The organism is Acinetobacter sp. 40AMC3-4, assembly GCF_049898185.1.
Taxonomy (GTDB): domain Bacteria; phylum Pseudomonadota; class Gammaproteobacteria; order Pseudomonadales; family Moraxellaceae; genus Acinetobacter.
In genome coordinates, this window is record NZ_JAFCXG010000014.1 from 58155 (window position 1) to 67620 (window position 9466).

Genomic DNA, 9466 nt, shown 5'->3' on the forward strand with positions numbered 1-9466 from the left:
TCCTCAGGCGCAATATCTTTTAGCTCAGTTCCTGAGGGTCGATGTCCAGCGTGAGCTTCATGCTAGAAGGTTTGTCATGCAGCATGTTTTGCCACCAGCTGCGCGCATAGTAATGCAAACGTGGACGATCCGCTGACAATAGCACCATATGCGACTGATAGCGCCCCGCCTTGCGTTCCATTGGCGCAGGAATCGGTCCCCAGATGTCCAGCGCCAGATCAGGATATTGCCTGAGTGCGGCCGCATGTTTCTGTAAGAATTCGGTATTTTGTGCCTGATCCTTGGATTCACAGCGAATCAGGATGGCATAACGGTAGGGCGGCATTCTGGCCATCTGCCGTTCTTTTAAGGTTTGCTGGGCAAATACGCGATAATTTTCATTGACCAGGGTATTCAGCAGGGCATGATCAGGTCTGAGGGTCTGCAGATAAACATCGCCTTTATGTTCACCACGTCCGGCACGGCCAGCCACTTGCACGATCAGTTGCGCAGTCCGTTCAGTAGCACGGAAGTCCACACTCAGCAGACCGGAATCAATATCCAGAATCGCCACCAGCGTCACATAAGGAAAATGATGCCCCTTGGCCAGCATCTGGGTGCCGAGTAGAATCGCCGGTTCGCTTTTCTGAATCTTGTCATAGATTTTTTGCCAGCTGCCGACCCGACTGGTGGAATCGCGATCGACCCGAATCACCTCAAAATCCGGAAATAGCTCATTTAAATGTTCTTCGACTTTGCCGGTGCCCATACCCAGTGTAACCAGTTCCTGATGCTGACATTGCGGGCAGTGTTCCGGCATACGGTGAATAGTACCGCAGTGATGGCAATGCAGATGCTGATAAGGCTGACGGTGTACAGTGAAGTTGGCATCACAGTGCGGACATTGCGCCTGCCAGCCACAGCTGCCACAAAGCAGGACGGGGGCATAGCCACGGCGGTTTAAAAAAATCAGTACCTGTTCCTTTTTCTCTAGGCGCTTTTTGATGTCCTGAATCAATTGCAGGCTAATCCCATGCTTTTTTTGCGCAACTTTTAAATCCAGAATATGGATTTTGGGCATCAAGGCCGTGCCGGCACGCTGGTTCAGCTCCAGTGCCTGCATCTTGCCATGTTGCACCAGCGCATAACTGTCAATGCTTGGTGTGGCTGACCCTAAGATTACCGGACATTGCTGTAAATGGCCGCGGTACAGGGCGACATCGCGGGCATGATAGCGGAAGCCTTCCTGCTGTTTAAAGGACAGGTCATGTTCTTCATCCAGAATGATCAGGCCCAGATTCGGCATCGGGGTATAAATGGCAGAACGTGTACCGAGTACGATTGAGGCTTTGCCGGTTTCTGCCGACTGCCAGGCTTGTAGCCGTTTGGAATCATTCAGCCCGGAATGCAGCAACGCAATATGGCAATGAAAACGGGACTGAAAACGGCTGATGGTTTGCGGCGTCAGGCCGATTTCCGGCACCAGCACCAGCACCTGTTTGCCCTGTTTCAGTACCTGTTCCATGATCTGCAAATACACTTCAGTTTTACCGCTGCCGGTCAGACCATCCAGTAAAAAAGCCTGATATTGATTGCGATATTTTAATACCTGTTCGACTGCATGTTTTTGTTCAGGATTGGCAGTAAGCGGCATTTGTGCCAGCTGCATCGGCTGCGGATTGAAATCTTGTGGTTCCAGCACACAGGCGCAAATCTCTTTTTTCTCCAGCGCTTTTAAGGTCGCGGTTTCAATCCCGGCCATGTTCAGCACATTTTCAGTGGTCCCGACCGGATGCAGTTTTAAAATCCGGTAAGCTTCCTGCTGCTTGTCCGAACGGCGTACTTTGGCCTCGGCATCAGGGGCCAGTAATTTCCAGGTACGGGCCAGCAGGTTATAAGGCTTACCCTGACGCAACAGAGTCGGCAGGGCACTGTGGACGACTTCACCGATCGGAAACTGGTAATACTGCGCTGACCATGTCAACAAACTTAAAACTTTGGCATCTATAATGGCGCGTTCATCGAGCAGTTCGGTTACTGCCTTAAGCTTAAAGCGTGGGTCGAGAGGAGTGTCTGCAGGCAGTTTTTCGATAATCACCCCGACCAGATTCTGCCGACCAAACGATACCAGTACACGTGCGCCAATCTGCGCCTGTTCAAATTGTTCTGCACTCATTGTGTAATCAAAACAATCAAATACATGTACAGGTACAGCAACGCGTACGCGATAAAGTAGACTGGAATCGGTGTGAGAATTTTGCATATCTTGGGGTGGAGATCCTGAAGAAATTTCGTCGTGCTTAAAGTTCGATTATGTTAGAGTGAGCAGATAATTTATATCAAAGAATATGAATGATTTCGGTGGTCTGACGCAACAGCGTTAAGCAAAATTTTGGAAAATTAGAGCATTACAATGCCTGCATATCAGTTTATTGCGCTTGATGCTTCAGGAAAGCAGCAAAAAGGCGTGCTGGAGGGGGATTCTGCACGTCAGATCCGGCAACAATTACGGGATAAAGCACTTATTCCGGTCTCTGTTGATCCTGTCGAAAAAAAAGATCAACATCATCGTCGAAAATGGTTTGAAAAAAGCATCACCGCCTATGATCTGGCTCTGATGACCCGGCAATTATCCGTGCTGGTCGCTGCTGCGATTCCACTGGAAGAAGCGATTCGTGCCGTCGGCAAGCAAAGTGAAAAAGTACATGTACAAAACCTGCTGATGTCAGTGCGCTCCAAAGTGCTGGAAGGGCATAGTCTGGCGCAGGGCTTGCAACAATCCGGACGTTTTCCTGAACTGTATATTGCCACAATTGCCGCCGGTGAACGTTCCGGACATCTGGACCTGATTCTGGATCAGTTGGCTGACTATACCGAAAACCGGTTTGCCATGCAGAAAAAAATTCAGGGTGCAATGGTCTATCCGATTATCCTGATGCTGATGTCCTTTGCGATTGTGATGGGGCTGATGACCTATGTGGTGCCAGATATCGTCAAGACCTTTGACCAGAGTAAAGATGCCTTGCCGTGGATTACCGTGGCCTTGATGAAAGCCAGTGATTTTATCCGCATTGCTTGGCCATTTTTATTGATTGGTGGTGCTTTGGGGATTTTCCTGTTGGTCCGGTTTTTAAGAACCACCGCCGGGCATTATGCCTTTGACCGTCTGACCTTAAAATTACCTTTATTCGGCAAATTGTCACGCGGGATTAATGCCGCACGTTTTGCCAGTACCTTATCCATTTTGACCCAGTCTGGCGTGCCGCTGGTCGATGCACTGCGGATTGGTGCCGCAGTCAGTAACAACTGGGTGATCCGGGATTCTGTCAATCTGGCAGCGGAAAAAGTCACTGAAGGTGGCAACCTGGCAACCCAACTGGAACGCAGTGGTTATTTCCCGCCGATGATGGTACAAATGATCAAAAGTGGTGAAGCGTCTGGTGAACTGGACCGCATGTTGGAACGTGCTTCACAAATGCAGGATCGCGAAGTGACCACCCTGATTTCAACTTTACTGGCCTTGCTGGAACCTTTAATGCTGGTGTTGATGGCCAGTATTGTTCTGGTCATTGTGATAGCAGTGATGCTGCCAATTGTGAACATGAATAATATGATTTAAACAGAAACCAGTTAGAATTTTGTTGTGATCAAGATTCAAGTGGAAATTCTGAATGATGCAAATAAATGAGAGAGATTGAATGAAAAGGAATCAATTAAATAAACAGACGGGCTTTACCTTAATCGAAGTCATGGTGGTGATTGTAATTCTCGGTGTGCTTGCTGCGCTGATCGTTCCGAACGTGATGGGACGTGGTGAAAAGGCCAAAGTCGATACCACCGTGATCAAGTTACAAAGCATTGCAGGTTCACTGGATCAATACAAGCTGGACAATGGCAAGTATCCAAGTATGCAGGAAGGTGGTCTGGATGCACTGGTGAATCAGCCAGCGACTGCAAAAAACTGGGTGCCGGGCGGTTATGTCAAAGGCGGTTTTCCAAAAGACAGCTGGGATAATGAACTGCAATATGTGATTCCGGGCACCGATGGTCGAAGCTTCGATCTGTATTCATTTGGTGCAGATGGTCAATCGGGTGGTGAAGGAACAGATGCCGATATTTATTATCAGCCTTAATTGAGAATCATTATAAATTCTCGATAGATGGCATATATCACTTCACTTAATAGGCTATTTCAATACGAAGTGAAGTGATAATAACTCTTAATTATTAAATATAATGTAAGTTAATGATATTTATAATAATGAAATAATAAAATTGATATGCGAGTTATAATAAGAATTATTCCCATATTTATCTATTACAATTCTCGTAAAATATGAATAAACATACACTTTCTATTTATTTAAAAAAGCTCATAATGATCTGAATGGCACTTGACTCGCCAACGGAGAAGCACATGAAAGCATTTATCTTGGGAGATGAAATCAATCAATTTCATTGGTCGATGCTGAAATCTGTTCTTCTGGTTTTAAGCATGCTGCCGATCAGTCAGGGAATCGTCCATTTATGGCAGAGCACCGAAGGCAGCAGCCAGATTATGGTGGCTTTCTTTGCTATCAGCTTGATGAGCAGTTTATTGGCCCTGTGTTTCTGGTCAGCATTAAACGCGAGTGTAATCCGCATTCAAGCCGAACAAGGTTCAGCATTTGAGCAGACACTGGTTAAGCTCTATCGTCATGTACCAATGCTGTCTCTTGCCAGTATGTTGTGTTATCTGGCTATACAGTTTTAAGTTTTAAAGAGATAAAAAACCGAGGCATTGACCTCGGTTTTTTATTACCTTGAGTGTTCCTCCCTTTAGTAAAGGGAGGCTAGGAGGGATTGATAAGGTGCTATATTCAGGAATCCCCCTTTGTAAAAGGTGGACTTGAGGAGCTTATCTTCTCGATTTAAAACTGACATCCACTTTACGTGGGCGAAAGCGCCATCCCATAAGCAAAAGCAGAACCGAGAAGATCATGACCGGCCAATCGCTGAGTTTCATATACGGGGTTTCGCCTTGCATGGCTGGAAGTTCACCACGTAATATCGCTTCCTGATCCATCGGCGCTTTTTTCACGATATGGCCATTATGGTCAATAAAGGCGGTCACACCGGTATTGGTGGCGCGGATAAACCAGCGGCCATTTTCTTTAGCACGCATTTGCACCATCTGCAGATGCTGTAATGGTCCTGCCGTGCCGGTAAACCAGGCATCATTAGACACGGTCACCAGAAAATCGCTTTGGCTGGCATTGCGACGGGTCAAATTCGGATAGGCCACTTCATAGCAAATTGCAGAACCCAATAGATGATTTTTTACATTCAATGGTTTTTGGTCATGTGCACCACGAGAGAAACCACTCATCGAAGGGTCATTCTGCAATGCGGGCAATACCCAGCTCAGCCAGCCTGACAAGGGAATATATTCACCAAAAGGAACCAGTCGCTGTTTCTTGTACAGCCCATCAGAATCATCGCCGCTGGCCATAATACTGTTGTAATATTTAGGATAACCCGCCGCTTGCGATTCTGCTAAATCCCAATACGGAATGCCGGTCACCCAGGCAGTGCCTGATTTTTCAGCCTGGACTTTCATGGCTTCCAGAAAGGCTTCAATGTCGGTCTGGAACATGGGAATCGAAGATTCCGGCCAGACGATCAGATCACGGCCCCATTCGGTCTTGCTCAGATTGGCATAAATCAATAAGGTCTTCACCTGATATTCAGTCAGCCATTTCAGGTCTTGCGGAATATTGCCCTGAATCAGGGAAACCGTTAAAGGTTTTTGATCTTTTTCCTCAACAAACGTCAGTTGTGCTGCGCCCCAGGCACCGAGTAGTAAAACTGCCGAAGGAATGGCCCAGAACAGACGCCTATTCAGGATTTCAACCAGCGCACAGGCCAGAATAATCACCACGAAAGATACCCCGAACACCCCGAATAAGGGCGCATAAGCATCCAGGTAGCGTTCGGTAAAGGCATAGCCAGCGAATAGCCATGGGAATCCGGTAAAGACCCAAGTCTTGGACCATTCAAACAGCACCCACAGCGGGGCAAAGGTTAAAGGAGTTTCCGGGAAAAAGCGGCGATAGACAAACGTTTGCACTGCACTAAACAGACCCATCACCAGTGCCATAATCAGGATCATCACGACGCTGAGAAATGCACTGGTATCGCCATAGACATGAATCGAGGTATACAGCCAGAATGCGCCGACAAACCACAAGCCAATCCCGTAAGCCCAGCCAATGCCAAAGGCCTGTTTTGCGCTACGTCCGCGCAGGCAAGCATAGAGCAGTGCTGGAGACAGAATCGCCAGCCACCAGTAATGATAGGGAGCCAGTGCCAAACTAAAGATGGTACCTGCAAATAAGGCAATTAAAACAGGATAGATCAGCGGCAAGGTTTTTTGCTGTTGAGACGAACTCAACAGCTTATCGAAATACGCTCTCATTGGCGCACGGCTCGAATTAGATGAATCGAGCGTGAATCTGCTTCAAGAATGGTAAATTGCCAGTTTTCCAGTTCAATGGTTTGACCTTCAAGATCACTCACCAGACCAATTTCCTGTAATAACAAGCCACCCATGGTTTCCACTTCATCATCAGGGAAAGTCGCATCCAGCATATTATTGAAATACTCAATCGGGGTGAGCGCTTGTACCACCCAGGTATTGGCCGTAGTTGGATCATTGTCCGGAACAATGTAGTATGCTTCTTCATCAGCATTGTCATGTTCATCTTCAATTTCACCGACAATTTCTTCCAGAATATCTTCCAGTGTCACCAGACCCGAAGTCGTACCGTATTCATCAATCACCACCGCAATATGCGTTTGGGTATTCTTTAACATGCGCAGCACCTGATCGGAGCGGGCACTTTCCGGAACAAACAAAGGTTGACGCATGAGCGCGCGAATATCGACCTTGGCCGTCGGTTCAGTCAGAAAAGGCAATAAATCCTTGGCCAATAGAATGCCGACTACATTATCGGTCTGATCGGATGAAAATACCGGAAAACGTGAATGCGCAGACTCGACCAGTACATGCAGGATATCCAGCAGCTGGTCATCTTCCTGCAAGCTGATCATGGACGTGCGAGGCGTCATGACTTCACGAATTTTGGTTGCCGGGAGGTCAAGAACGCCCTCAAGCATGGCAACAGTATCGGGTTCTAAAAATCGACGTGAATCTTGTACTAATTTTAGCAGTTCGTCGCGAGTTTCGGGTGCAGTTCCCAGCCATTTGCGTAAGCCGCGCATACCCCACGACGGGCCTGATTCCTCGTGCATGATTTTTCCTGAAGACTCTTAATATCTAAAAAAACGTGGTTTTATCATACCGCAGAAAATACGCTTGTCTATTGTAAATATGATGCAGAGTCTTGATCATACGAGTCAGGCCTAATTTTGGAACTGGCCACGTATGCAAAGCAGCAATGTAATCGTAGCTTTATGCTAAAATATGGCGGTCTTTCCATCCTGAGTCTATCGATGTCCCCAACTGAAATTATTCCAAGTCTGCAATTGAATACCCGAGGTTTACGTTGTCCTGAGCCAGTGATGATGTTGCATCAGGCGATCCGTAAATCTAAGGCAGGTGATGTGGTTGAGGTGTTTGCCACGGATAATTCAACGTCGTGGGATATTCCAAAATTCTGTATGCATTTGGGGCATGAGTTGCTATTGCAGGAAGAACGTCTGGATGAAAATGGTAATAAAGAATTTCATTATTTAGTGAAGAAAGGCTAATAAATGAAAAAAATGCATAACTTTAAAGTTATGCATCTTAGTTTAATTAAAAAAATAAAGTATGGTAAATGCTATAATTTTGAAAAGTTGAAAATTATTAATAATGGAAAAATTAAAATACTTAATAGGAATATTTTTCCTTTTACTTGTTAATGTTACTGCCCGAGCTGAAGAAGTTTATGCAGTATCTGAGAATATTCGAGATTTAGATAATATAGAAAATCGTATTTTTAGAGATATAGATTTAATGATTTTTTTGCCCTCTGAAAATGAATGGAAAGCTCTACAAGGAATTGAATATTTATATTGCTCTGTAGTGGCTGATATTTTAGATGATAGAGACAATGCTAAGATTTTTTATAAAGATGGAATGGATTTTTTAGATTTTCATGCTAAAGAATTTGTAAGTGATAAATCTTCAATCAAACGTTCGATGATTTTAGAGATACCTATGTATCAGTTGGACCTACTAGACACTTAGTAGCTTTAAAATTTAGGTCTTCGTATGAAAGACATTGTAAAAAATAAACCCGCTTTAAAGCGGGTTTATTTTTATCTCATATGAGAGATTACATATTTGGATAGTTCGGACCACCGCCACCTTCCGGTGTCACCCAGGTGATGTTCTGGGAAGGGTCCTTAATGTCACAGGTCTTGCAGTGCACACAGTTGGCTGCATTGATCTGGAAGCGTTTCGAACCGTCATTATTTTCCATGATTTCATAAACACCCGCCGGGCAGTAACGCTGCGCAGGCTCATCCCATTTCGGCAGATTCACTTCAACCGGAATGGACGGGTCAGTCAGTTTCAAATGTGCTGGCTGGTTCTCTTCATGGACCGTATTCGAGACAAACACTGAAGACAGACGGTCAAAGGTCAGTTTGCCATCCGGTTTTGGATAGTTCGGCTTGAAGCTTTCAGCTGCCTGGGTTTTTAGCGCCGCATGGTCCTGAACCAGATCATGCAAGGTGAAAGGTACTTTAAACACGTTCTGATCGATGAAGTTAAACGCGCCACCGATCCATTGACCGAATTTGTGCATTGCCGGGCCAAAGTTACGCGAGTTGTATAACTCTTCTTTTAACCAGCTGTTGTTGAACTTGTCGGTATAAGCGGTCAGTTCCTTAACAAAGAAATCTTCGCCTTCCACTACACGTGCCACCGCCAGATCACCGCCTTTTTCTACACCGGCAGCAATCGCTTCAAAGACCGCTTCACCGCAGAGCATGCCGGATTTCATTGCAGTGTGTGAGCCTTTGATCTTGGCAAAGTTCAGGAAGCCGGCATCATCCCCAATTAAAGAGCCACCCGGGAAGGTGAATTTTGGTAATGAGTTAAAACCACCTTTGGTCACAGCACGCGCACCATAAGAAATACGCTTACCGCCTTCCAGATACTGCTTGATCAGCGGATGGGTTTTCCAGCGCTGCATTTCCATGAATGGATACATATGCGGGTTGGTGTAAGACAGATCCACGATCATGCCCAAGGTCACCTGGTTATTCTCAGCATGGTACAACCACCAGCCACCTGAAGAACCGGTTTCAGAAAGTGGCCAACCGGCACCATGCATCACCAGACCCGGTTTGTGCTTGGCAGGATCGATTTCCCACAACTCTTTAATGCCGATACCGTAGTGTTGCGGATCAGCGTCCTTGTCCAGGTTGAACTTCTGGATCAGACGTTTACCTAAGTGACCACGACAGCCTTCAGCGAAAATTGTGTATTTGGCAT

9 protein-coding genes are annotated in these 9466 nt (G+C 46.1%); 5 read left to right on the top strand and 4 right to left on the bottom strand.

Annotated elements, in window-relative coordinates; genetic code table 11:
* Window positions 1–19 precede the first annotated feature (19 nt).
* A complete protein-coding gene (locus ACP7BU_RS13565; protein ID WP_425879011.1) occupies window positions 20–2242 on the bottom strand; it encodes a primosomal protein N' in 2223 nt (740 codons plus the stop codon).
* 150 nt (window positions 2243–2392) lie between these two features.
* On the opposite strand from ACP7BU_RS13565, the gene gspF reads away from it, so the two are divergent.
* From gspF to ACP7BU_RS13580, 3 genes are all read left to right on the top strand, one after another.
* Window positions 2393–3598 carry a type II secretion system inner membrane protein GspF gene (gspF, locus tag ACP7BU_RS13570; protein WP_044111782.1) on the top strand — a complete coding sequence of 402 codons (1206 nt, stop codon included), beginning with the start codon at window positions 2393–2395 and terminating at the stop codon, window positions 3596–3598.
* A 79-nt stretch (window positions 3599–3677) separates the two neighbouring features.
* Window positions 3678–4112, top strand: coding sequence for a type II secretion system major pseudopilin GspG (gene gspG, locus ACP7BU_RS13575; RefSeq protein ID WP_004278567.1), 435 nt, complete (start codon window positions 3678–3680; stop codon window positions 4110–4112).
* A 284-nt stretch (window positions 4113–4396) separates the two neighbouring features.
* On the top strand, window positions 4397–4732 hold the full coding sequence (locus ACP7BU_RS13580; protein WP_180038604.1) for a hypothetical protein: 336 nt from the start codon (window positions 4397–4399) through the stop codon (window positions 4730–4732).
* A 144-nt stretch (window positions 4733–4876) separates the two neighbouring features.
* Here the strand turns inward: ACP7BU_RS13580 and lnt are convergent, their stop codons facing one another.
* Together lnt and ACP7BU_RS13590 are read right to left on the bottom strand one after the other, a co-directional pair.
* Window positions 4877–6436, bottom strand: coding sequence for an apolipoprotein N-acyltransferase (gene lnt / locus ACP7BU_RS13585; protein ID WP_425879014.1), 1560 nt, complete (start codon window positions 6434–6436; stop codon window positions 4877–4879).
* Window positions 6433–7272 (bottom strand): HlyC/CorC family transporter, encoded by an 840-nt coding sequence (locus tag ACP7BU_RS13590; protein WP_004278564.1) that lies wholly within the window; start codon window positions 7270–7272, stop codon window positions 6433–6435. Before ACP7BU_RS13590 ends, lnt begins: the two co-directional genes overlap by 4 nt.
* 201 nt (window positions 7273–7473) lie before the next feature.
* Between ACP7BU_RS13590 and tusA the strand changes: the two genes are divergently transcribed.
* A complete protein-coding gene (gene tusA, locus ACP7BU_RS13595) occupies window positions 7474–7731 on the top strand; it encodes a sulfurtransferase TusA (protein WP_004278563.1) in 258 nt (85 codons plus the stop codon).
* A 103-nt stretch (window positions 7732–7834) separates the two neighbouring features.
* Window positions 7835–8212 carry a hypothetical protein gene (locus ACP7BU_RS13600; protein ID WP_425879016.1) on the top strand — a complete coding sequence of 126 codons (378 nt, stop codon included), beginning with the start codon at window positions 7835–7837 and terminating at the stop codon, window positions 8210–8212.
* Between the two features lie 88 nt (window positions 8213–8300).
* Here the strand turns inward: ACP7BU_RS13600 and ACP7BU_RS13605 are convergent.
* The coding region (locus tag ACP7BU_RS13605) for an electron transfer flavoprotein-ubiquinone oxidoreductase (protein ID WP_425980826.1) at window positions 8301–9466 on the bottom strand (1166 nt) is incomplete at its 5' end.

What these genes read in the sequence shown, in the direction of transcription:
- ACP7BU_RS13600 (WP_425879016.1), top strand. Translation starts at nt 7,835, where the DNA reads ATGGAAAAATTAAAATACTTAATAGGAATATTTTTCCTTTTACTTGTT.
- ACP7BU_RS13565 (WP_425879011.1), bottom strand. Translation starts at nt 2,242, where the DNA reads ATGCAAAATTCTCACACCGATTCCAGTCTACTTTATCGCGTACGCGTT.
- gspG (WP_004278567.1), top strand. Translation starts at nt 3,678, where the DNA reads ATGAAAAGGAATCAATTAAATAAACAGACGGGCTTTACCTTAATCGAA.
- tusA (WP_004278563.1), top strand. Translation starts at nt 7,474, where the DNA reads ATGTCCCCAACTGAAATTATTCCAAGTCTGCAATTGAATACCCGAGGT.
- gspF (WP_044111782.1), top strand. Translation starts at nt 2,393, where the DNA reads ATGCCTGCATATCAGTTTATTGCGCTTGATGCTTCAGGAAAGCAGCAA.
- lnt (WP_425879014.1), bottom strand. Translation starts at nt 6,436, where the DNA reads ATGAGAGCGTATTTCGATAAGCTGTTGAGTTCGTCTCAACAGCAAAAA.
- ACP7BU_RS13590 (WP_004278564.1), bottom strand. Translation starts at nt 7,272, where the DNA reads ATGCACGAGGAATCAGGCCCGTCGTGGGGTATGCGCGGCTTACGCAAA.
- ACP7BU_RS13580 (WP_180038604.1), top strand. Translation starts at nt 4,397, where the DNA reads ATGAAAGCATTTATCTTGGGAGATGAAATCAATCAATTTCATTGGTCG.